The sequence below is a fragment of the Streptomyces sp. NPDC015127 genome (assembly GCF_043080095.1).
In the GTDB taxonomy this organism is placed as follows: Bacteria; Actinomycetota; Actinomycetes; order Streptomycetales; family Streptomycetaceae; genus Streptomyces.
The window spans coordinates 210,239-232,601 of record NZ_JBIBVE010000004.1 but is presented as its reverse complement, the minus strand read 5'-3'; the positions used below and the strand labels follow the sequence as shown (position 1 = coordinate 232,601).

General features: G+C 72.8%; 17 protein-coding genes and 1 tRNA gene. 12 read left to right on the top strand and 6 right to left on the bottom strand.

Going from position 1 to position 22,363, the window contains the following annotated elements:
- Positions 1 to 31 precede the first annotated feature (31 nt).
- The 3 genes from ACF08N_RS09905 to ACF08N_RS09895 form a co-directional block, all read right to left on the bottom strand.
- Positions 32 to 349: a heavy-metal-associated domain-containing protein gene (locus tag ACF08N_RS09905; protein WP_392324092.1), complete on the bottom strand. Its 318-nt coding sequence runs from the start codon at positions 347 to 349 to the stop codon at positions 32 to 34.
- A gap of 266 nt (positions 350 to 615) precedes the next feature.
- A complete protein-coding gene (locus ACF08N_RS09900) occupies positions 616 to 813 on the bottom strand; it encodes a helix-turn-helix transcriptional regulator (protein WP_392324091.1) in 198 nt (65 codons plus the stop codon).
- 214 nt (positions 814 to 1,027) lie between these two features.
- Positions 1,028 to 1,939 (bottom strand): sugar phosphate isomerase/epimerase family protein, encoded by a 912-nt coding sequence (locus ACF08N_RS09895; RefSeq protein WP_392324090.1) that lies wholly within the window; start codon positions 1,937 to 1,939, stop codon positions 1,028 to 1,030.
- Between the two features lie 125 nt (positions 1,940 to 2,064).
- Here ACF08N_RS09895 and iolC point away from each other — a divergent pair, with 125 nt between their 5' ends.
- From iolC to ACF08N_RS09865, 6 genes are all read left to right on the top strand, one after another.
- A complete protein-coding gene (gene iolC / locus ACF08N_RS09890) occupies positions 2,065 to 3,090 on the top strand; it encodes a 5-dehydro-2-deoxygluconokinase (protein WP_392324089.1) in 1,026 nt (341 codons plus the stop codon).
- A complete protein-coding gene (locus ACF08N_RS09885) occupies positions 3,087 to 3,971 on the top strand; it encodes a deoxyribose-phosphate aldolase (RefSeq protein WP_392324088.1) in 885 nt (294 codons plus the stop codon). The genes iolC and ACF08N_RS09885 overlap by 4 nt, the downstream gene beginning before the upstream one ends.
- A gap of 15 nt (positions 3,972 to 3,986) precedes the next feature.
- On the top strand, positions 3,987 to 4,901 hold the full coding sequence (iolB, locus tag ACF08N_RS09880; protein WP_392324087.1) for a 5-deoxy-glucuronate isomerase: 915 nt from the start codon (positions 3,987 to 3,989) through the stop codon (positions 4,899 to 4,901).
- A complete protein-coding gene (gene iolD / locus ACF08N_RS09875) occupies positions 4,898 to 6,769 on the top strand; it encodes a 3D-(3,5/4)-trihydroxycyclohexane-1,2-dione acylhydrolase (decyclizing) (RefSeq protein WP_392324086.1) in 1,872 nt (623 codons plus the stop codon). The genes iolB and iolD overlap by 4 nt, the downstream gene beginning before the upstream one ends.
- Positions 6,770 to 6,783: 14 nt before the next feature.
- The gene (gene mmsA, locus ACF08N_RS09870; protein WP_392324085.1) at positions 6,784 to 8,286 is read left to right on the top strand and encodes a CoA-acylating methylmalonate-semialdehyde dehydrogenase; all 1,503 of its coding nucleotides are present in this window, start codon (positions 6,784 to 6,786) and stop codon (positions 8,284 to 8,286) included.
- A gap of 149 nt (positions 8,287 to 8,435) precedes the next feature.
- Complete coding sequence (locus ACF08N_RS09865; RefSeq protein WP_392324084.1) at positions 8,436 to 9,047, top strand: DUF4291 domain-containing protein; 612 nt, start codon at positions 8,436 to 8,438, stop codon at positions 9,045 to 9,047.
- Between the two features lie 9 nt (positions 9,048 to 9,056).
- Here the strand turns inward: ACF08N_RS09865 and ACF08N_RS09860 are convergent, their stop codons facing one another.
- Positions 9,057 to 10,238: a S8 family peptidase gene (locus ACF08N_RS09860; RefSeq protein ID WP_392324083.1), complete on the bottom strand. Its 1,182-nt coding sequence runs from the start codon at positions 10,236 to 10,238 to the stop codon at positions 9,057 to 9,059.
- 323 nt (positions 10,239 to 10,561) lie between these two features.
- On the opposite strand from ACF08N_RS09860, the gene ACF08N_RS09855 reads away from it, so the two are divergent.
- From ACF08N_RS09855 to ACF08N_RS09840, 4 genes are all read left to right on the top strand, one after another.
- Positions 10,562 to 13,327, top strand: a complete 2,766-nt coding sequence (locus ACF08N_RS09855; RefSeq protein WP_392324082.1) for an alpha/beta fold hydrolase — start codon at positions 10,562 to 10,564, stop codon at positions 13,325 to 13,327.
- The gene (locus ACF08N_RS09850) at positions 13,324 to 14,199 is read left to right on the top strand and encodes an ABC transporter permease (RefSeq protein ID WP_392324081.1); all 876 of its coding nucleotides are present in this window, start codon (positions 13,324 to 13,326) and stop codon (positions 14,197 to 14,199) included. The genes ACF08N_RS09855 and ACF08N_RS09850 overlap by 4 nt, the downstream gene beginning before the upstream one ends.
- Positions 14,200 to 14,396: 197 nt before the next feature.
- Positions 14,397 to 15,998: a von Willebrand factor type A domain-containing protein gene (locus ACF08N_RS09845; RefSeq protein ID WP_392324080.1), complete on the top strand. Its 1,602-nt coding sequence runs from the start codon at positions 14,397 to 14,399 to the stop codon at positions 15,996 to 15,998.
- A 223-nt stretch (positions 15,999 to 16,221) separates the two neighbouring features.
- Complete coding sequence (locus tag ACF08N_RS09840) at positions 16,222 to 16,752, top strand: MarR family winged helix-turn-helix transcriptional regulator (protein ID WP_392324079.1); 531 nt, start codon at positions 16,222 to 16,224, stop codon at positions 16,750 to 16,752.
- Here ACF08N_RS09840 and ACF08N_RS09835 read toward each other — a convergent pair.
- Together ACF08N_RS09835 and ACF08N_RS09830 are read right to left on the bottom strand one after the other, a co-directional pair.
- Complete coding sequence (locus ACF08N_RS09835) at positions 16,658 to 17,938, bottom strand: Cmx/CmrA family chloramphenicol efflux MFS transporter (RefSeq protein WP_392324078.1); 1,281 nt, start codon at positions 17,936 to 17,938, stop codon at positions 16,658 to 16,660. The genes ACF08N_RS09840 and ACF08N_RS09835 overlap by 95 nt on opposite strands.
- Before the next feature lie 417 nt (positions 17,939 to 18,355).
- Positions 18,356 to 18,428, bottom strand: a tRNA-Arg gene (locus ACF08N_RS09830).
- A 312-nt stretch (positions 18,429 to 18,740) separates the two neighbouring features.
- Between ACF08N_RS09830 and ACF08N_RS09825 the strand changes: the two genes are divergently transcribed.
- A complete protein-coding gene (locus tag ACF08N_RS09825) occupies positions 18,741 to 20,360 on the top strand; it encodes a dynamin family protein (protein WP_392324077.1) in 1,620 nt (539 codons plus the stop codon).
- Between the two features lie 6 nt (positions 20,361 to 20,366).
- Entirely contained in the window at positions 20,367 to 22,289 is a 1,923-nt protein-coding gene (locus ACF08N_RS09820; RefSeq protein ID WP_392324076.1) for a GTPase, read from the top strand.
- Positions 22,290 to 22,363 lie beyond the last annotated feature (74 nt).

Here is a 22,363-nt window from a genome sequence, read left to right as displayed (position 1 = left end):
CTCCGGTCGGCGGCGCGGGTCCCCGTGGTGCTCAGCCCTGGCCGACCAGCTCGTAGCCCGCCTCGTCCACGGCGGCGCGCACGGCGGCCTCGTCCAGCGGGGCGTCGGAGACCACGGTCACCGTGCCGGTGGCCGCCACCGCCTTCACGGAGCTGACCCCGGGGATCTCGGAGATCTCGCTGCTGACCGCGCCTTCGCAGTGGCCGCAGGTCATGCCCGAGACCTGGTAGACCGTGGTGACGCCGCCGGCCTGCGCGTCCGCTCCGGTGTCGTGGCAGGAGCCGTCGGTCGAGCAGCAGGACCCGGAGCCCTGGACGGTCTCGATCTCGATCTTCGTCTCGGCGGTCATCGCGTTCTCCTCCTGAGCGGAACGTACGAGTACAGGGTGCGTCAGGGGCCGCGGGAACACCGAGGCGTCCTGACGCCACCCACTCTATACCCCTAGGGGGTATGAATGCGAGCGTTTCGCCGACGCGTCACCGAAGAGGGGCGCGGGGCAACGGAATGCGACCGCCTCCCTCCCGTTCGGCGCCCGCCGCCACGTCATGGCGGCGGCCCCGCACCGCCAGGGTGCGGGGCCGCCCGCCTGGAGCTCCGCGTCTCGGGCCCGGTGTCTCATTCTCTGCGGCCTTTGTTCCCGGGCCGGTTGGCCACCCAGACGCGAATGGTGTCGGCGTACCAGTAGGGCTTTCCGGCCTCCACGTGGTCGGGAGGCGGAAGAAGGCCGTGCTTTCGATACGAGCGGACGGTGTCCGCCTGCACCTTGATGTGCGCGGCGATGTCCTTGTAGGACCAGAGCCTTCTGTCCGTCATGTGTCTGGCACCTCCCTGCGCGCGCGGCAGCGGCGGGCGGGATGCCGTCGGGGGAGCTGCCGCGCGGACGCTGGCGATCACTGAGCCTGTGCCCTGGGGAACGACCGTGGATCGAGGCAGGGGCAGGGCTGTTGACCGGCTGTGACGTAAGACCCGCGAAATGGAGACATGCGTGATCGGACGGCGACAACTGTGACGGATGAGCAGCAGGCGCTCAGACGCCGCAGGAGCGCAGGAATCCGCGCGTGCGTTCGGCGATCGGGAAGGGCCGGTCCGGCGGGCAGGGGTACATGTCCTGCTCGACGATGGCGAAGAGATCGACTCCGAGAGACGAGGCCGCGTTCAGTACGGGCTCCAGCGCGGGCACGCCGGCGGGTGGCTCGCACATGACGCCGCGGCCGACCGCGGGCCCGAAGGGCACCTCGTCCGCAACGACCTGGGCGAGGACCGCGGGGTCGACCTGCTTGAGGTGGAGGTAGCCGATCCGCTCGCCGTAGGTCTCGATGAGCTTCACGCTGTCGCCCCCGCAGTAGGCGTAGTGGCCGGTGTCGAGGCAGAGGGAGACCAGGTCGGGGTCCGTGGCGTCGAGGAAGCGGCTGACGTTCTCCTCCGTGTCGATATGGGTGTCGGCGTGCGGATGAACGACGATCTTCAGTCCGTAGCGCTCGCGCACCTCGTGGCCGAGGCGTTCGCTCTGGGCGGTGAGGTCGCGCCACTGCTGCGGGGTCAACGTGCGGTCCTCCAGCACTCGGCCCGTCTTGTCGTCGCGCCAGAAGGAGGGGATGACGACCAGGTGCTCCGCGCCCATGGCCCGGGTGAGCGCGGCGATGTCCGAGACGTGCGCCCAGGTCTCCTCCCAGACGGCGGGGCCGTGGTGCAGGCCGGTGAAAACGGTGCCGGCCGAGACCTTCAGTCCGCGCCGGGCGGTCTCCTCCGTGAGCCGCACGGGGTCGCTCGGGAGGTAGCCGTAGGGGCCGAGTTCGATCCACTCGTAGCCGGCCCGGGCGACCTCGTCGAGGAATTGCTGCCAGGGCACCTGCTGGGGATCGTCGGGGAACCACACTCCCCAGGAGTCGGGGGCCGAGCCGACCCGGATGCGGTTCAGGGCGGGGACGGAGGAGGTCATGCCGGTCAGCTTTCCGGCCGCCGGAGAAAGGTGTCAAGGCTTGGTCCGAATGTCCGGACAAAATATTGACAGGGTTCGCGAGGGAGGGCTAGACCTGGGGGCACCCCCTGACCGAAGGGACGCGCATGCCTCTGCCGTACGACGTGATCACGATGGGCCGGATCGGGGTGGACCTCTATCCCCTGCGTACCGGAGTCCCGTTGGCGCAGGTCGACACATTCGGGAAGTTCCTCGGCGGCTCGGCGACGAACGTCGCGGTGGCGGCGGCCAGGCTCGGCCGGCGGACGGCCGTGATCACCCGGACCGGTCAGGACCCCTTCGGCGAGTATCTGCACGGGGCGCTGCGGGAGTTCGGCGTCGACGACCGGTGGGTGACGCCGGTCGCCGACTGTCCGACGCCTGTTACCTTCTGCGAGATCTTCCCGCCGGACGACTTCCCCCTCTACTTCTACCGGCAGCCCAAGGCGCCCGATCTGGAGATCCGGGAGAGCGAGCTGGAGACGGAGCCGATCCGGGCGGCGCGGATCTTCTGGATGACCGGCACGGGACTGTGCGCCGAGCCCAGCCGTACGGCGACGCTGGCCGCGCTCGCGCACCGGGCGAAGTCCGGCACCACCGTGTTCGACCTCGACTGGAGGCCGATGTTCTGGGCGGACCCGCAGTCGGCCGGACCGCACTACGCGAAGGCGCTCGCCCTCGCGACCGTCGCCGTCGGCAACCTGGAGGAGTGCGCGGTCGCGACCGGCGAGCGCGAGCCGGACGCGGCCGCCGAGGCACTGCTGGCCGCCGGCGTCGAGCTCGCCGTGGTCAAGCAGGGCCCCAAGGGTGTCCTCGCCGTGCACCGGGACGGCAGGCGCGCCGAGGTCCCGCCCGTGCCGGTGGACGTGGTGAACGGACTGGGGGCGGGGGACGCGTTCGGCGGGGCCCTGTGCCACGGGCTGCTCGCGGGGTGGGAGCTGGAGCGCGTGATGCGCTTCGCCAACGCGGCGGGAGCGGTGGTCGCCGCGCGTCTCGCCTGCTCGACGGCCATGCCGTACGAGGAGGAGGTCGCCCAGGTCCTCGCGGGCGGCCCCGTCCCCCCGGACCCGAGCCGCCCGGACCCGAGCCGCCCGGACCCGAGCCGCCCCGACCGGTCGCGGGAAGCGTCGTGAGCCGCGTCGAGATCGGGGAGCTCGTCGGAATCCGGACCCGGCACCCCGAGGCCGTCGCCGAGGCCGCCGCCCGGCGGCGCAGACGCACGGGCCTCGTCGGCGACAGCGGACGGCTGATGATCGTCGCGGCCGACCATCCCGCCCGCGGCACCTTCGCCGTCGGCGACCGCCCGCTCGCCATGGCCAACCGGCTCGATCTCCTGGAGCGGCTCTGCCTCGCCCTGTCGCGCCCCGGAGTCGACGGCGTCCTCGCCACCGCCGACATCCTCGACGACCTGCTGCTCCTCGGCGCGCTCGACGACAAGGTCGTCATGGGGTCCATGAACCGCGGCGGGCTCGCGGGCGCGTCGTTCGAGCTCGACGACCGGTTCACCGGGTACCGCGCCCGCGATCTGGACCGGCTCGGCTTCGACGCGGGCAAGCTGCTGCTGCGCATCGACTACGACGACCCGGCCTCGCTCGACACCCTGGCCGCGGCAGCCCGCGCGGTCGACGAGATGGCGGAGCGTCAGCTTCCCGTCTTCGTGGAGCCGTTCATCTGTCACCGGATCGACGGCCGGTTGCGCAACGATCTCGGTGCCGAGGCCGTGACCCGGTCCATCGCCATAGCCTCCGGGCTGGCCGGCACCTCCGCGTACACCTGGCTCAAGGTGCCCGTGACCGAGGACCCCGACGACATGCGATCCGTGATGGAGACCTCCACCCTTCCCGCGGTGCTGCTCGGAGGGGACACGGGGAAGGACCAGGACAGCGCGTACGAGAAGTGGCGCACCGCACTGCAACTGCCCACGGTCCAGGGGCTGGTGGTCGGACGTGCATTGCTCTATCCGGTCGACGGCGACGTCGCGGGCGCGGTCGATACGGCCGTCGGCCTGCTGTAGGGGTACGGAGAAGGCATGAGCCACGACGAACCGCACCAGGGCACACCCCCCGAGGGCGGACCGCGCACCGGTGCCGCACCGCGCAACGGCACGCCGCGCGGCGGCGAGCCGCCGGCCGCCGAGCTGCCCGGCCTGCACGTCCCCGCGGGCAGCGCCGCCTCCGGTCCGTACGCCCTGAGCATCACGCCTGAACAGGCCGGATGGGGTTACTCGCAGCTGCGCGTGCTGGAGCTGGAGCCGGGCGGTGCGCATCTGCTCACCGCCGGCGACAGCGAATGGATCGTGCTTCCCCTCAGCGGTGGTTGCACGGTGCAGACGCAAGGCGAGATCTTTGAACTGCACGGGCGGGACGGTGTGTTCGGCGGAGTGAGCGACTTCGCGTACGTGCCGAGGGACGCCCATGCCCAGATCGCCTCCGGCGCGGGAGGCCGCTTCGCCCTGGCAGGAGCGAGGTGCGAGCGCCGACTCCCCGCTCGCTACGGCCCCGCGCCGGAGGTACCCGTCGAGGCCCGCGGCAGCGGGAACCAGGCCCGCGAGGTGCGCAACTTCGCGGCGGCCGGCGCCTTCGCCTGCGACCGGCTGATCGCCGTGGAGGTCCTCACCCCCGGCGGCAACTGGTCCTCCTACCCGCCGCACAAGCACGACGAGCGCGTCCCCAGCGAGGAGAGCGAGCTGGAGGAGATCTACTACTTCGAGATCGAGGGCAACGGCATCGGCTTCCAGCGCGTGTCGCCCTCGCGCCCGGGCGGCGCCGATGTGCTCGCCGAGGTCCGCAGCGGCGACGCCGTCCTCGTCCCCGACGGCTGGCACGGGCCGTCCGTCGCCGAGCCGGGCCACGTCATGTACTACCTGAATGTGATGGCGGGGCCGGGCACCGAAAGGGAATGGCTGATCCGCTTCCACCCCGACCACGCGGAGGGTTACCGATGACGCGGCTGACCACGGCCCAGGCCCTGGTGCGCTTCCTTGCCCACCAGTACACCGAGCGCGACGGCCGCCGGCAGCGGCTGATCGCCGCCACCTGGGGCATCTTCGGGCACGGCAATGTGGCGGGCATCGGCCAGGCCCTCGTCGAGCCATCCGCGGACATGCCCTTCGTCCAGGGCCGCAACGAGCAGGCCATGGTGCACGCGGCCGTCGGCTACGCCCGCCAGTCCCGCAGGCTGTCGGCGCACGCGGTCACCACGTCCATCGGCCCCGGCGCCACCAACCTGGTCACCGGTGCCGCGCTCGCCACCGTCAACCACCTGCCGGTGCTGCTGCTGCCCGGCGACGTCTTCGCCACCCGCCCCGCCGACCCCGTGCTCCAGCAGCTCGAAGTGCCGTACGCGGGCGACGTGTCGGTCAACGACTGCCTGCGCCCCGTCTCCCGCTGGTTCGACCGGATCACCCGCCCCGAGGCCCTGGTCCCGGCCGCGCTCCAGGCGATGCGCGTCCTCAGCGATCCCGCACAGACCGGCGCGGTCACGCTCGCGCTGCCGCAGGACGTGCAGGCGGAGGCGTACGACTGGCCGGAGGAGTTCTTCGCCGACCGGGTGTGGCACGTGCGCCGCCCCCGTGCCGACACGGACGCGCTCGCCGAGGCCGCGCAGGCGGTGCGCCGGGCCCGCAGGCCGCTGATCGTCGCGGGCGGCGGCGTGCACCACAGCGAGGCGGAGGAGGCGCTGCGGGCGCTCGCCGACGCGACCGGCATCCCCGTCGCCTCCACCCAGGCAGGCAAGGGATCGCTGCCCCACGACCATCCCTGCGACATCGGCGGCATCGGCCACACGGGCACCGCCACCGCCGACGACCTGGCCCGCACCGCGGACCTGGTGATCGGCGTCGGGACCCGCTGGACCGACTTCACCACCGCGTCCTCGACCCTCTTCGCCGATCCGCGGGTCCGCTTCGTCAACATCTCCGTCGCCGCCTTCGACGCCCACAAGATGTCGGGCCTCGCACTCGTCGCCGACGCCCGCGCCGCCCTCGGCGAGCTGACCGCCGCCCTCGCGGGCCACCGCGTGGACGCCGCCTACGAGACGGAGTACGCGCGGGGCAAGGAGCGCTGGGAGCGCCGCGTCGATGCCGCGTACGAAGCCGGTGACGAGGACGCGGCCCCCACCCAGCCCCAGGTGCTCGGCGCCCTGGACGCCCTCGTGACCGAGGACGACATCCTGATCAACGCCGCCGGCTCTCTCCCGGGCGACCTGCACAAACTGTGGCGCACCCGCTCCGCCGACCAGTACCACGTCGAATACGGCTACTCCTGCATGGGCTACGAGATCCCGGCCGCGATCGGCGTGGCCATGGCCGCACCGGGACGCCCGGTCTGGGCCCTCGTCGGCGACGGCACGTATCTGATGAACCCCACCGAGATCGTCACCGCCGTGCAGGAGGGCGTCCCGATCCGGATGGTGATCCTGCAGAACCACGGGTACGCGTCCATCGGCGGCCTGTCCGAGGCGGTCGGCGCCGAGCGTTTCGGCACGGACTACCGGCAGCGCACCGGCCCGGGCCGCACGTACAGCGGACCGCCGCTGCCCGTCGACCTGGCGGCGAACGCGCAGTCCCTGGGAATGCGGGTGATCCGTGCCAGGACCGTGCGTGACCTGCGCGAAGCGCTGGCCGAGGCGCGGGCGGCGGACGGCCCCACATGTGTCTACGTGGAGACCGGAACGGCAGACATTGTGTCGGGCGCGCCCGAGGCGCAGGCGTGGTGGGATGTTCCGGTGGCCGAGACCGCGACCCGCTCGTCGGCGGTCAAGGCCCGGGAGGAGTACGACCGGCAAGTCGCATCCCGACGCCGCCATCTCTGAAGGAGTTTTTCGCCATGACGAAGTCCGTCAACCACTGGATCGGTGGCAAGACCGTCGAGGGTGCGTCCGGCAACTGGGGCCCGGTGACCGACCCGGCGACCGGCGAGGTCACCACCAAGGTCGCCCTGGCCTCCGTGGAGGAGGTCGACGCGGCCGTCTCCGCGGCCCGGGAGGCGTACGCGACGTGGGGCACGTCCTCGCTGGCGCAGCGCACCGCGGTCCTGTTCCGGTACCGGGCCCTGCTCGACGCCCACCGCGACGACATCGCCGCCCTGATCACCGCCGAGCACGGCAAGGTGCACTCGGACGCGCTGGGCGAGGTGGCCCGCGGTCTGGAGATCGTCGAGCTGGCCTGCGGGATCACGGTCCAGCTCAAGGGCGAGCTGTCCACCCAGGTCTCCAGCCGGGTCGACGTCGCCGCCATCCGCCAGCCGCTCGGCGTCGTCGCCGGCATCACGCCGTTCAACTTCCCGGCGATGGTGCCGATGTGGATGTTCCCGCTGGCGATCGCCTGCGGAAACACCTTCGTCCTCAAGCCCAGCGAGAAGGACCCGTCCGCCGCGAACCTGCTCGCGGAGCTGGCCGCCGAGGCCGGCCTGCCCGACGGCGTGCTGAACGTCGTCCACGGCGACAAGGTCGCGGTCGACGCGCTGCTGGCGCACCCGGACGTGGCCGCGGTGTCCTTCGTCGGCTCCACCCCGATCGCCCGCTACATCCACACCACCGCGTCCGCCAACGGCAAGCGCGTCCAGGCTCTCGGCGGCGCGAAGAACCACATGCTGGTCCTGCCCGACGCCGACCTGGACGCGGCGGCGGACGCCGCGGTGTCGGCCGCCTACGGTTCGGCGGGCGAGCGCTGCATGGCGATCTCCGCGGTGGTCGCGGTCGGCGCGGTCGGCGACGAGCTGGTCGAGAAGATCCGCCAGCGCGCCGAGAAGATCAAGATCGGTCCGGGCAACGACCCCACGTCCGAGATGGGCCCGCTGATCACCAGGGCCCACCGGGACAAGGTCGCCTCCTACGTCACGGGCGCCGCCGCCCAGGGCGCGGAGGTCGTGCTCGACGGCACGGGATACACGGTCGACGGTTTCGAGGACGGCCACTGGATCGGCCTGTCCCTGCTCGACAAGGTCTCCACCGACTCGGACGCGTACCGCGACGAGATCTTCGGCCCGGTGCTGTGTGTGCTGCGCGCCGAGACGTACGAGGAGGGCGTGGCGCTGATCAACGCCTCGCCGTTCGGCAACGGCACCGCGATCTTCACCCGCGACGGCGGCGCGGCCCGCCGCTTCCAGCTGGAGATCGAGGCCGGCATGGTCGGCGTGAACGTGCCGATCCCGGTCCCGGTGGGCTACCACTCCTTCGGCGGCTGGAAGGACTCGCTCTTCGGCGACCACCACATCTACGGCAACGACGGCGTGCACTTCTACACCCGCGGCAAGGTCGTCACGACCCGCTGGCCGGACCCGGCGGACGCCCCGGCGGGCGTGGACCTGGGCTTCCCGCGCAACCACTGACGCACGCGACGAAAGGCGGCCGGCCCCCACCCCGGGTGGGGAGCCGGCCGCCTGCGCGGCGCGGTCTCCATGGGTCTTGGTCGTCAGGGCGGCGATGCCGGAGGTGAAACCGGTGGCCGCACAAGGTCTTTGACCCGCACTCTGGGCGCATGGACAACAGTGAGCCCACGTACCGCATCCGTGCCCTGCACACCGAGGAGACTGTCACGGTCTACCAGGCGTACGCCCCCGGCATCGGCGGCCCGGCAGCGCGCGACGGCCGCTTTCCGGTCAGTTGGAAGCGGGATCGGATGACCTGGATCAAGCCGTCGTTCCTGTGGATGATGTACCGCTGCGGATGGGGGACCAAGGCCGACCAGGAGACGGTGCTGGCCGTGGAGATCCGGCGGGACGGATTCGAGTGGGCGCTGCGGAACGCGTGCCTCTCCCACTACCGGGAGGGTGTGCACGGGAGCAGGGACGCCTGGCAGCAGGCGCTGCGGCGGGCGCCGGCCCGGGTGCAGTGGGACCCGGAGCGGGATCTCGCGCTGAACCCGCTGCCGTACCGTTCGCTCCAGCTGGGTCTCGCCGGTGAGGCGGCCGGACGGTACGCGGACGAGTGGACCGTGGCCATCACGGATGTGACCCCCCTCGCGCGCGAGATCCGAGGACGCGTGCGCGAGGGGGACAGGGACGGTGCCGCGCGGCTGCTGCCCGAGGAGCGGCCGTACCCGGCCGGGCCGGAGCTCCTCGGGCATCTTCTCCGCCCGGACGCCGCCTAGAGATGGTGCCTAGAACAGCGAGTACAGCAGCTTGTTCGGGGAGCCCGTGAGGGGGTTCTGGACCTTGCCGCTGGTCGCGTTGTTCACCAGGGCGTCCCTGACCTGGGCCGGGGTCGCCGTGGGGTGGGTGGACAGGTAGAGGGCCGCCGCGCCCGCGGTGTGCGGGGCCGCCATCGACGTGCCCGAGATGGTGCTGGTGGCGGTGTCGTTGTCCTTCCACGCCGACGTGATGTCCACGCCGGGCGCGAACAGGTCAAGGCACGTGCCGTAGTTGGAGAACGACGCCCGGCGGTCCGCGTTGTCCGTCGCGCCGACCGTGATCGCCTCGGGGACGCGTGCGGGCGAGTAGTTGCAGGCGTTGGCCGGCAGGCCCACGATGGGAAGGCCGTTGCCCGCGGCGATCGAGTAGCTGACGCCGGAGGCGATCGACTTCTTCACCGCGTTGTCGAGCGAGGTGTTCGCCGAGCCGCCGAGGCTCATGTTGGCCACGGCCGGCTTCTGGGCGTTGGCGGTCACCCAGTCGACGCCCGCGATGACACCGGCGGTGGTGCCGGAGCCCTGGCAGTCCAGGACGCGTACGGCGATCAGGTTGACGTTCTTGGCGACACCGTAGGTCTTGCCGCCGACCGTGCCCGCCACGTGCGTGCCGTGGCCCTGGCAGTCCTGCCCGTTCTGGCCGCCGCCCACCGTGTCCGTGCCGACGCGCGCGCGTCCGCCGAACTCGCTGTGGGACGTGCGGATTCCGGTGTCGATGATGTACGCGTTCACGTTCGACGCGGTCGCGTTGTACGTGTACGACTTCGACAGCGGCAGGTTGCGCTGGTCGATGCGGTCGATTCCCCAGGTCGCGTTCGGCTGGGTCTCGTTGAGGCGGACGATCGAGTTCTGCTCGACGTACGCCACACGCGGGTCGGCCGCGAGGGCCTTGGCCTTCTCCGCGGACATGGATGCGGAGAAGCCCGTCAGGACGCTGCGGTAGGTGTGCTTGGGGGTGACACCGAGATCGGCGGCATGCGTGCTGCCGTCCTTCAGGACGACGATCCAGCTGTTCTGTACGGCGGTTGCAGTGGGGGCGAGACGAAGATCGCCGAGGGTCACGCTCTGCGCGGTGGGGGATATGGCGAACTGGAGACCGGTCGCGGCGGCGACTGCTGATATCAGCGCCGTCGCGCGACGGGCAGTGGGTCCCATCTCGTGCACCTGTACCTTTCGTTGACCGGTTACGGACAAGTACGGGCGTGCATGGTGCCAGGACGTGCGGTTCTGTCCGCCAGAGTCGTGGGATGTGACCTGCGACACAAGGGGGCGGGAGGTGGATCGTGCCCGCTTGAACAAAGGGATCTGACTACGAGTCAGTAAGTGTGGATCTTGTGTGCCCCGGCCGCGTGCCCGGAATGTCCGGTGCTCATACCGCGTCTGGTGTACACGCCGCCTCGGCGTACTCCCCGGGAAGGTGAAGGAGTTCCGCCTGGCGGCAGCCGAGTTCGCACAGCGTGTCCGCTTAGGGTTTTCCCATGCAGATCCGACTTCCCCGGTCCCTCGGCCGGCTCAGGACCGGACCACGCGGCCGATGGCTCGCCGGTGTCGCGGCCTTCGCCGTCCTCGCGGGCGCGGGCACCTGGACCGCCGTCGCCGACGACGGCCCGCCCGCCGTGCACCGCGAGGACCGGGTGCTGGACATGCCCGGTGCGCAGATCGACACCTCGTACTTCACCGCGGGCGACGACGGGCGCAGGCCCGCCGTGCTCATCGGGCACGGCTTCGGAGGCAGCAAGGAGGACGTCCGCGCACAGGCGGAGAAGCTGGCCAAGGACGGGTACGCCGTCCTGACCTGGTCGGCGCGCGGTTTCGGGACGTCCACCGGACGCATCGGCCTCAACGACCCGCGGACCGAGGTCAAGGACGTCTCCCGGCTGATCGACTGGCTTGCGCGGCGGCCCGAGGTGCTGCTCGACAAGGACGGCGACCCGCGCGTCGGCATGACCGGCTCCTCGTACGGCGGCGCGATCTCGCTGCTGGGCGCCGGGCACGACCGGCGCGTCGACGCCATCGCACCCCAGATCACGTACTGGAACCTCGCCGACGCCCTCTTCCCCGACGGCGTGTTCAAGAAGCTCTGGGCCGGCATCTTCTTCTCCACCGGGTCCGCGCCCGCCCCCGACCAGGGTGTGGCCCCGCCGCCCGCCGGTGAGGCACCCGCGGACGAGGCGGGCGCCGCCGACGCCCGCGGCGGCCGCACGGCCGCCGCCCCCGCCAACCCGGCGGGCTGTGGCCGCTTCGAGCCGCGGCTGTGCGCGATGTACGAACGCGTCGCCGTCGCCGGCAAGCCCGACGCCGAGGCCCGGGCGCTCCTCGAGGAACGCAGCCCCTCCGCGGTGGCGGACCGCATCGCGGTGCCCGCGCTCATCGTCCAGGGCCAGGCCGACTCCCTCTTCCCCCTCTCCCATGCCGACGCCATGGCCCGGGCCATCGGCGGCAACGGCGCACCCGTCGCGGTCGACTGGATCGCCGGCGGGCACGACGGCGGAGACCGCGAGACGAGCCGGGTCGAAGGGCGGATCGGCGCCTGGTTCGACCGGTACCTCAAGGACGACAACGGCGCGGACACCGGGCCCGCCTTCCGCGTCAGCCGCACCGGAGGCGTCGACTCGACCGACGGGCAGGCCCTGCTGCGCGGCGCGACCGCCGACCGCTACCCGGGTCTCGCGAGCGGTGCCCGCGAGTTCACGCTCACCGGCCGGGAACAGCGCCTCGCCAACCCGGCGGGCGCCAACCCGCCCGCCATCTCCGCCGTCCCCGGCCTCGGCGGCGGCGCCGGAGCGCTGTCGTCCCTGGGCGTCGGCCTGTCCCTCGACTTCCCCGGCCAGTTCGCGAGCTTCACCTCCGCACCGATGGACCGCGCCACCCGGATCACCGGCTCCCCGTCCGTCACCGTCGAGGTGGCCTCGGACCGGGGCGACGCCGTGCTCTTCGGAAAGGTGTACGACGTCGGCCCCGACGGCCGGCAGCAGGTGCTGCCCGCTCAGCTCGTTGCCCCTGTCCGGGTCGAGGACGCCACGACGGCACGGAAGATCACGCTCACGCTGCCCGCCGTGGACCACGAGGTCGACGCCGGACACCGGCTGCGCCTCGTCCTGTCCGCGACCGACCTCGGCTACGCCTCCCCGGCCGAACCGGCCACGTACACCGTCTCCCTCGCCGGAGCGACGCTCACCGTGCCCACCGCCCCCGCCGTGCGGACCGAGGCCACCGGCATGCCCTGGTGGGTGTGGGCCCTGCCGGCCGCCGGAGCACTCGTCGCGGCCGTCCTGCTGCTGACCGCCCGCCGCCGGGCCGTCGCACCCGCGCCCGACCCGCAGCGCGCCGACGTGCCGCTGGAGATCACCGGACTGACCAAGCGCTACGCGAAGTCCGCCGACCGGTACGCCGTACGGGACCTGTCCTTCCGCGTCGAGAAGGGGCAGGTGCTCGGACTCCTCGGACCCAACGGCGCGGGCAAGACGACCACGCTGCGCATGCTGATGGGCCTCATCCGTCCCGACGACGGCGAGATCCGGGTCTTCGGGCACGCCATCAGGCCCGGGGCGCCCGTGCTCTCCCGGGTCGGCGCGTTCGTCGAGGGCGCCGGCTTCCTGCCCCACCTGTCGGGCCGCGACAACCTGGAGCTGTACTGGCGGGCGACCGGCCGCCCGGCCGCCGACGCGCACATCGAGGAGGCACTGGAGATCGCCGGCCTCGGCGACGCGCTGGCCCGCGCCGTCCGCACCTACTCGCAGGGCATGCGGCAGCGTCTCGCCATCGCGCAGGCCATGCTCGGCCTGCCGGACCTGCTGATCCTCGACGAACCGACCAACGGGCTCGACCCGCCGCAGATCCGCGAGATGCGGGACGTGATGATCCGCTACGCGGCCGGGGGCCGGACCGTCATCGTCTCCAGCCACCTCCTGTCGGAGGTCGAGCAGTCCTGCACCCACCTCGTCGTCATGGACCGCGGCCGGCTCGTGCAGGCCGGGCCGGTCGCCGAGATCACCGGCGAGAGCGACACCCTCCTCGTCACCACGGCGGGCGAGGTCCCCGAACCCGTCGTCGAGAAGATCGCCGCGCTGCCGGGCATCGGCTCGGCCGTCCGCACGGACGAGGGCCTGCTGGTACGGCTGGACGGCGCGAGCGCCACCGCGATGATCACCGAACTGGTCCGGCTCGACGTGCCGTTGACGGGCGTCGGACCGCACCGCCGCCTGGAGGACGCGTTCCTCACCCTGATCGGAGGCTCGGCATGAGCGTGCCCGTGCAAGAAGCCGTGCCCGTCGGGTCGGCCCCCGGGTACCGGGCCGGACACACCCTGCCGCTGCGGGTGGAGGCGGTCCGGCAGCTGCGGCGGCGCCGGACCCTGGTGATGGCCGGGATCCTGGCCGCGCTGCCGTTCATCCTGATCGCGGCGTTCGCCATCGGCGGCACCCCGGACGGCCGCGACAACGGCCGCATCACCCTGATGGACACGGCGACGGCGTCCGGCGCCAACTTCGCCGCCACCTGCCTGTTCGTCTCGGCGGGCTTCCTGCTGGTGGTGCCCGTGGCGCTGTTCCACGGCGACACCGTCGCCTCGGAGGCGAGCTGGTCGTCGCTGCGCTATCTGCTCGCCGCGCCCGTGCCCCGCACCCGGCTGCTGTGGTCCAAGCTCGCCGTCGCGCTCGGCTTCAGCGCGGCGGCGATGGTGCTGCTGCCGCTGGTGGCCCTCGTGGCGGGGACGGTCGCCTACGGCTGGGGGCCGCTGGAGCTGCCCACGGGCGGGTCGCTCGGAGCCGCGGAGTCGGTGGGGCGCCTGGGCCTCGTGGTCGCGTTCGTCTTCGTCTCCCAACTGGTCACGGCGGGGTTGGCGTTCTGGCTGTCCACCAAGACCGACGCACCGCTCGGCGCGGTCGGCGGCGCGGTCGGGCTGACCATCATCGGCAATGTGCTCGACGCCGTGACGGCACTGGGCGGCTGGCGCGAAGTGCTGCCCGCCCACTGGCAGTTCGCCTGGATCGACGCGCTCCAGCCGCAGCTGGAGTGGACCGGCATGGTGAAGGGGGCGTCCGTGTCGGTCACGTACGCGCTGGTGCTGTTCGCGCTCGCCTTCCGTAACTTCTCCCGCAAGGACATCGTGTCGTAGGCGTGTGTCCTGGCATGCCTTGGCATGGCGTAGGCGCAGCGCGTCTGCGTGCTCTCGCAGGAGCAGGGGACGCCGACTCCCGCTGCCCCGCGGGCCGTTGCCGCATTGAGATCCTTCCGCAACCCCTTCGTCTGCTCTTTCCGGCCGTCTCGGACGTCACATTCACAAGTGCCGTTCGATGCGAGGGGGAGAGCCGGATGACGTTCCGTACGGGAATGACGGGCCGCAGACGAAGGGGCGGACGGGCGGCCAGGGCGGTGGTGACCGCCGTGCTGGCCGGCGGCATGCTGCTGACGTCGGCCTGCTCGGGCTCGGAGAACATCACCACCGACCAGGCCGACAGCCGCAAGCCGAACGGCGCGCTGCCGGCTCCGGCCGTCCCCGACGGCGGCCGGGGCGCGCCGGGCGAAGGGGCCGCCGAAGGCGAGGGCGACAGGGTCCGCGAGTCCGCGCCGCCCGCCGACTACCTGTCCACGTTCGCCCTCGACGTCGACACCGCCTCCTACGGCTACGCCCGCCGCACCCTGAAGGAGGGGCGGCTGCCCGAGGCGCACGAGGTCCGGCCCGAGGAGTTCGTCAACAGCTTCCGCCAGGACTACGAACGCCCCGAGGGCAACGGCTTCTCCGTCACCGTCGACGGCGCACGGCCGCAGGCCGGGGAGGGGGAGGTGCACGGGGACGGCGGCGGCGAGAACTGGTCGCTGGTGCGGGTGGGGCTGTCCACGGCGGCACCCGCGCGCACGAGCGAACGACCGCCCGCCGCGCTCACGTTCGTCATCGACATCTCCGGCTCGATGGCCGAGCCCGGCCGCCTCGACCTCGTCAAGAAGTCCCTCGGCACCCTCACCGACCAGTTGCGCGACGACGACTCGATCGCCGTCGTCACCTTCAGCGACGAGGCGAGGACCCGGCTTCCCATGACCCGCCTGGACGGCAACCGCGACCGTGTCCACGACATCGTCGACTCCCTGGAGCCCACCGACTCGACCAATGTCGAGGCCGGGGTCACCACCGGCTACGACGTGGCCGTCGAAGGCCGCAGGAAGGGCGCGACCAACCGCGTCGTGCTGCTCTCCGACGCGCTCGCCAACACCGGTCGGACGGGGGCCGACGCGATCCTCGACCGCATCGACGACGCCCGCCGCGAGCACGGCATCACCCTCTTCGGTGTCGGTGTCGGCAGCGACTTCGGCGACGCGCTGATGGAACGCCTCGCCGACAAGGGCGACGGCCACACCACGTACGTCTCCGACGAGGAGGAGGCCAGGAGGGTCTTCGTCGACCAGCTGCCCGCGCACGTGGAGCTGCGCGCGCGTGACGCCAAGGCACAGGTCGCCTTCGACCCGCAGACCGTCAAGCAGTTCCGGCTCATCGGCTACGAGAACCGGGCCGTCGCGGACGAGGACTTCCGCAACGACCGCGTCGACGGCGGCGAGGTCGGCCCCGGCCACACGGTGACCGCGTTGTACGCCGTACGGCTCCGGGAGGGGGCGAGCGGCCATGTCGCCACGGCCACCGTCCGCTGGCTCGACCCCGCGACGCGCGCGCCCCACGAGCGGTCCGGCTCGGTGGAGACCGGCGCTATCGACGGGGCGCTGTGGGGCGCGGCGCCCAAGCGCCTCCAGGTGACGGCGGTGGCCGCGTACTTCGCCGACGAACTGCGCGGCGGTTCGGTGCCGGGCTCCCCGGGCCTGGCGGAACTCCGTGACCAGGCGCGGGCGCTGGCGGACGCAACGGAGGACGGGGCGGTACGGGAACTGGCGGACGCGATCCGCCGGGCACAGCGGCTGAGGGACTGAGGCGGGTGTGATCGGGCGCGGCGGCGGGGCGGCGCGGCGGGGCCGTGGTGGCGGGACGCGGCGCGTCCGCCGGGGCCCGCCGCCCCGCGCGGTCCGGCGCGCGCAGCGTCCGCCGCGCTGCCCGGCCGCGCCCTGCCGCGGGCCCTTCCAGGCGCAGCCGGCCCCTCCGCGCCGTCTCCGGACCGGTGGTCCCGGCACCGGCACGGCGCGGTAGAAAGATCACATGAACCAGCCAGTGGGACCCGCAGGGGACATGGACGACGTCGACGCCGTGACCCGTGCGGTGCTCACCGCATCGAGGCTCCTCGTCGCCGTCTCCGCCCGGTCGCTCGCCGCCGTCGAGGACCGGGTGACCCTGCCCCAGTTCCGTCTCCTGGTCGTGCTGTCCACGGAGGGGCCCGCGAAGCTGGTCGTCCTGGCCGAGCGGCTCGGGGTGAACCCGTCGACCGCGCTGCGGATGATGGACCGGCTGATCGCCGCCGGTCTCGCGGACCGGCAGGTCAATCCCCACAACCGCCGGGAGACGGTGCTGAGACTGACGGGCGAGGGCCGGCGCATCGTCGAGGACGTCACCGGCCGCCGCCGCGAGGAGATCGCCGCGATCGTGGCCCGGCTCGACCCGGCGCAGCGGGCCGCACTCGTCGGAGCGCTGACGGCGTTCACCGAGGCGGGCGCGGAACCTGCCGTCGGGGACCGGGACGCCGATCTGTATCCGCTGGGCTGGTCGGACCTGACACAGGGCGGCTCCCGCTGAGGCCGGCCACGGGCCGCCCCTCGCCTCGGTCGCCGCGGCGCACCGCGTGGGCCGTGCCCGCGGCGGCGAGCGCGACGACGAACGCCGCGGCCACCAGCAGGGCGCTCACCCACAGGGGCGAGCGGTAGCCGAATCCGGCCCCGATCGCGGCCCCGCCGAGCCAGGGTCCGAGCGCGGCGCCCACGTTGAAGGCCGCCGTCGCGCAGGCGCCGCCCAGCGTGGGAGCGTCGGCCGCGGCGTACAGCACCCGCGCGATCACCGTCGAGCCGACGGCGAACGACAACGCCCCCTGGACAAGGACGAGGACGAGCAGCGCCACCGGGCTACCGGCGGTGAACGCGAGGACGGCCCAGCCGGCGAGCAGAGCAGTCCCGCCGGGCAGCAGGACCTGGAGCGGCCGGGTGTCCGCCAGCCGTCCCGCGACGGTCACACCGGCGAACGAGCCGATGCCGAAGAGCGCCAGCACGGCGGGCACCCATGCCGGCCCCAGCCCGGCGACATCGGTGACGAGCGGGGCGAGATAGGTGAAGGTGCAGAAGGTGGCACCGTTCACCAGCGCCCCAACGGCCAGGGGCACGGCCGGCCGGGGGCCGCGCAGGGCCCGCAGCTCGCCGCGCACGCTCGGCGCGCCGGCGCTTTCCGGGCCGGCCGGCACCGAGCGGGCGACCGCCACGACGGCCGGTACGGAGACAAGGGCAACGGCCCAGAACGCCGAGCGCCACCCCCACAGTTGGCCGAGCAGCGCCCCGGCGGGCACACCGGCGACGCACGCGAGGGTGACACCTCCGAGGAGGACGGAGGTGGCACGGCCCTTGGCGCCGGTGTCGACCATGGAGGTCGCGGTCGCCAGCGCCACGGCCAGGAAGCCCGCGTTGGCCAGAGCGCCGATGACCCGGGCGGCCAGCAGCACCTCGAAGCTGCCGGTGACCGCGCCGAGCACGTGGACGAGCAGGAACGTCACGAGGAAGAACAGCAGCGCCCGGCGCCGCGGCCAGCGCAGCCCGAGGACGGCCGTCAGCGGTGCACCGACGATCATTCCGACGGCGAACGCCGACGTCAGCGCCCCCGCCGCCGGGACGGACACCCCCAGGTCGGCGGCGATCTCCGGCACGAGGCCGGACAGCATGAACTCGGACGTCCCCTGGGCGAAGACGGCCAGTCCGAGCAGGTACAGAGCAAGTGGCATGACAAGACTCCAGGGCCCCGTCACAGAGGTGAGGGGGCCTGCACGCGTAGGGACCCGGCCGGAGTCTCGAAGGGACTCACGAGCCGGGCAGAACACAGCCCGTTGCGTGGTGATCCGGCGGCGAACGACGTGCCCGACGGGTACGCGGCGGAGCCACCGGACGACCGGTGGCTAGAGTCTTGACGCCTCAGGACTGGACATGGCCACTCACCGTAGGAACCACCGCGGACGCTGTCGAGCGAATATCCGAAGTCCCCGACGCAGAGCTGTGTCTACGCCCTCGGCGGCATCGACGACGCCGCGCCACCGACGGCGTGCCCGGCGCTTACGCCCCCTCTACGCCCCGCCCGCTAGATTGCCCCCGACCAGCAAAAAGGCCCTCCCGGGAGGAGGGCCTCAAAGGTGGTGCGGGCAGAGCGCCCCCGGCAGGACTCGAACCTGCGGCCAAGCGCTTAGAAGGCGCCTGCTCTATCCACTGAGCTACGGGGGCCGGAAATGGCCTTGCGGTCTGGAGCCCCACTCGGGTCGTCCGACCTGCCGGGGACAAGGATAGGGCTCCGATCACCTTGGCCCGGTTGCCTCACCTGCGTGACACGATGTGGAGGTTCGGTGAAGCGAACCGATAATCGCAGGCAGGTGCGATTCGTGCATCGCTTTTGACGTCTGTGCGTCGCGGGTGTTGTGCACTCGTTATGCCTGCGTCCCACTCTTCCCATGTGTCCCGTCTGTCCGATCGGCGCGCAGAGATGCCCATACGCTTCAAAAAGCCGATCAAATTGGGCATTCTTCGCATGTGGTGACCTTGGATGCACGGCCTCAGCTGATCGACGCACTTTCCGCCCTGCGCGACCGTGTCGCCGCCGTGCGTCTGCCGCTCCCCCTTCTCGGCGCGCCTCGCGCCCGGCAGACGCGTGTCGAGCTGCTCGCGCAGCTCGACGACTATCTCGTGCCCCGCCTCAAGGACCCCGACGCCCCCCTGCTCGCCGTGATCGGCGGATCCACCGGCGCCGGAAAGTCCACCCTCGTCAACTCCCTTGTGGGCAGGAAGGTCAGCGAGGCCGGCGTGCTGCGGCCGACCACGCGGACCCCCGTGCTCGTCTGTCACCCCGACGACCACCACTGGTTCGCCGGCATGCGGGTGCTCCCGCACCTCACCCGCCTGTGGATGCCGCCCGCCGACGAGGAGGCCGAGCGGGACGCGGGCGGGCGGCACCGCAGGGCCGGGGCCCAGGCCGTGGCGGAGAGGTCGCTGCGGATCGAGACCGCCTCCACCCTGCCGCGCGGCCTCGCGCTCCTGGACGCGCCCGACATCGACTCGCTCGTCGTGGAGAACCGCGTGCTGGCCGCCGAGTTGATCTGCGCGGCCGACGTATGGGTCATGGTGACCACCGCCTCGCGCTACGCGGACGCCGTGCCGTGGCACCTGCTGCGTACGGCCAAGGAGTACGACGCCACGCTGATCACCGTCCTCGACCGGGTGCCGCACCAGGTCGTCGACGAGGTGTCGCGGCAGTACGCGGCGCTGCTGACGAAGGCCGGACTCGGCCATGTGCCGCGGTTCACGATCCCCGAGCTGCCCGAGTCCGCGGCCGTCGGCAACGGGCTGCTGCCCACGACCGCCGTCGCGCCCCTGCTGTCCTGGCTGGCCCACCGGGCGCAGGACCCGGCGGCGCGCCAGCAGGCGCTCGGGCGCACCGCGGGCGGCGTGATCGCGTCCCTGGACGCGCGGATGCCGGAGCTGGCGAGCGCGGTCGCGGCCCAGTACGCGGCCGCCGTACGGCTCACGGGCGCCGTGGAGGAGGCGTACGAGAAACAGCGCGAGCGCGTACGCGGGCAACTGCGCGCCGGTGCCGTCCTCGCCGGTGACGCCCGCACCCGCTGGCGCGGCTACCCCCGCGACAGCACGGCGGCCGAACTGCTCGACGCCCTCGTCGCCAGCCTGTCCGCGCTCCTGCAATGTGCCGTGGCTGCCGCCGACGAGCAGGTGCAGAGCGCCTGGCGACGCGAGCCCGCCGCGGAGGCCGTCTCCCCGCACCACCGGGTCGACCTGGAGTCGGGCGAGCGGATCGGGATGGCCGTACGCCGATGGCGGCGGGTCCTTGAGGAGATCGCCGAGGAGGAGGTGCGGGGGATGGAACGCAACACCGCCCCCGACGCCGAGACCGTCGCCGCGCTCCTCGCCACCGCGCTGCTCGGCGGCCGCCGCGCGCGGGGGGCGGGGGAGCGGCTGGCCGAACGGATGGGCGCCCAGGGGGCGCTGCGGCTGCGCGACAAGGGCGGCGAGCTGGTCTCGGCGTACATCGACGGCGTGCTGCACAGCGAACGGGACCGCCGGCTGGCGCCCCTGGACGCACTCGAAGTGACCCCCGAGCCGCAGGCCGAGCTGATCGCCGCGCTGTCCCTACTGCAGAAGGAGAGGTGAGCGCGGGTGACCGCCGTCACCGACGACCACAACGAGACGGGGAACGAGACCGTCGCCGGGGCTGTGAACGCGGCCCTGAACGGTGCTGTGCACGGGACCGTGGACGGCGCCGTGAACGGGAGCCTGAACGGGGCCGCCGACGCTGACCGGGCCGGTGACCGCTGGGACGACGGGCTGATCGCGCGTCGCGCCGAGACGCGGTCCGCGGACGACGCCGCGGAGACCGACGAGGACGAGGCCGGTCACCACGGTGCCCTGGCGCGGGACCGGGACGACCACCTGCCGATCGGCGGCTCCTACGTCGGACCGCTGCGCAACCGCCTGAACGCGCTGCGTGAACTGCTGGGACTCTCCCAGACCCGCCTGGACGGCCGCACCCTCGCGGAGGCCGGCCGGGTCCTCGACGAGGCCGCCGCCCGCCAGCGGCTCTCCTCCCGCCATACGGTCGTCGCCGTCGCGGGGGCGACGGGCAGCGGCAAGTCGACCCTGTTCAACGCGCTCGCCGGGGTGCGCATCGCGGAGACCGGGCTGCGCAGGCCGACCACGTCGGCGCCCATCGCCTGCACCTGGTCGGACGGCGCCGCGGGCCTGCTGGACCGGCTCGCCATCCCCGGACGGCTGCGCCGCAGGCCGCTCGCCGGCGGCGACGGCGACGAGCAGTTGCAGGGGCTGGTGCTGATCGACCTGCCCGACCACGACTCGGCCCTGGTGTACCACCGGGAGCAGGTCGACCGGGTGCTCGCGCTCGTCGACGCCGTCATCTGGGTCGTCGACCCCGAGAAGTACGCAGACGCGGCCCTGCACGAGCGGTACCTGAGGCCGCTCGCCGGCCATGCCGAGGTCACGTTCGTGGTGCTCAACCAGATCGACCGGCTGCCCGGCGAGGCCGCCGACCAGGTGCTCGACGATCTGCGTCGCCTCCTCGACGAGGACGGCATGGCGCTGGGCGAGCACGGCGAACCGGGCGCCACCGTCCTCGCGCTGTCCGCGCTGACCGGCGAGGGCGTGGGCGAACTGCGGGAGATCATCGGCGCGTTCGTGCAGGGACAGCAGGCAGCGGCGCTGCGGCTGTCCGCGGACGTGGACGCGGCGGCGGCGAAGCTGCGCCCGGTGTACGTCGCCGAGGGGCGCACGGGTCTGGACGAGCGTGCCCGAGAGGACTTCTCGGCACGGCTCGCGGACGCGGTCGGCGCGACGGCGGCCGGTGAGGCGGCCGAGCGCGAGTGGCGCAGGAACGCGGGGCGGGCGTGCGGGACGCCCTGGCTGCGGCTGTGGCGCTGGTACGAGCGCAAGCGCATGCCGGGGGCCGCCCTGGTCCAGCCCACCGCTCCGGTGGAGAAGGAACTGACCGCGCGCCAGCGGGTCGAGCAGGCGGTCCGCACAGTCGCCTCCGAGGCGTCGCGCGGGCTGCCCGCCCCCTGGGGACAGGCGGTGCGGGAGGCGGCGGTACGGGGCTCCCAGGGCCTGCCCGAGGCGCTGGACGAGCTGGCGGCGCGCGAGGCCGCGGCGACGAGCGGACGGCCGCAGCGCCCTGCGTGGTGGCCGGCCGCCGTGCTGGCCCAGGCGTCGATGACGCTGCTTCAGATCTACGGCGGGCTGTGGCTGGTGGGCCAGATCTTCGGCGTGCTGGAGCCGGGCCTCCTTCCGCCGGTGCTGGTGATGCTCGCGGGGATCGTGGGCGGCCCGCTGGTGGAGTGGGCGTGCGCGGCGGTGGCCAAGGGGCCCGCGCGGCGGTACGGACAGGACGTCAGACGCAGGTTGCAGGAGGCGGCCGCGGGGTGCGGCAGGGCCAAGGTGCTCGACCCGATCTCGGCGGAGCTCATGCGCTACCGGGAGGTGCGGGAGCAGTACGCGACGGTGTCGGGGACGACTCGGCCGGGGGCGGGGCCGGTCACGGGACGCGGAAGGGTGCGTACCCGGATCGGGTGACGGAGTTGTCCACAACGGGACGTCCGTCCACAGGCGTCTGCGGGGCTTCTCCGTCCGGTCCAGCATGGAGCCCG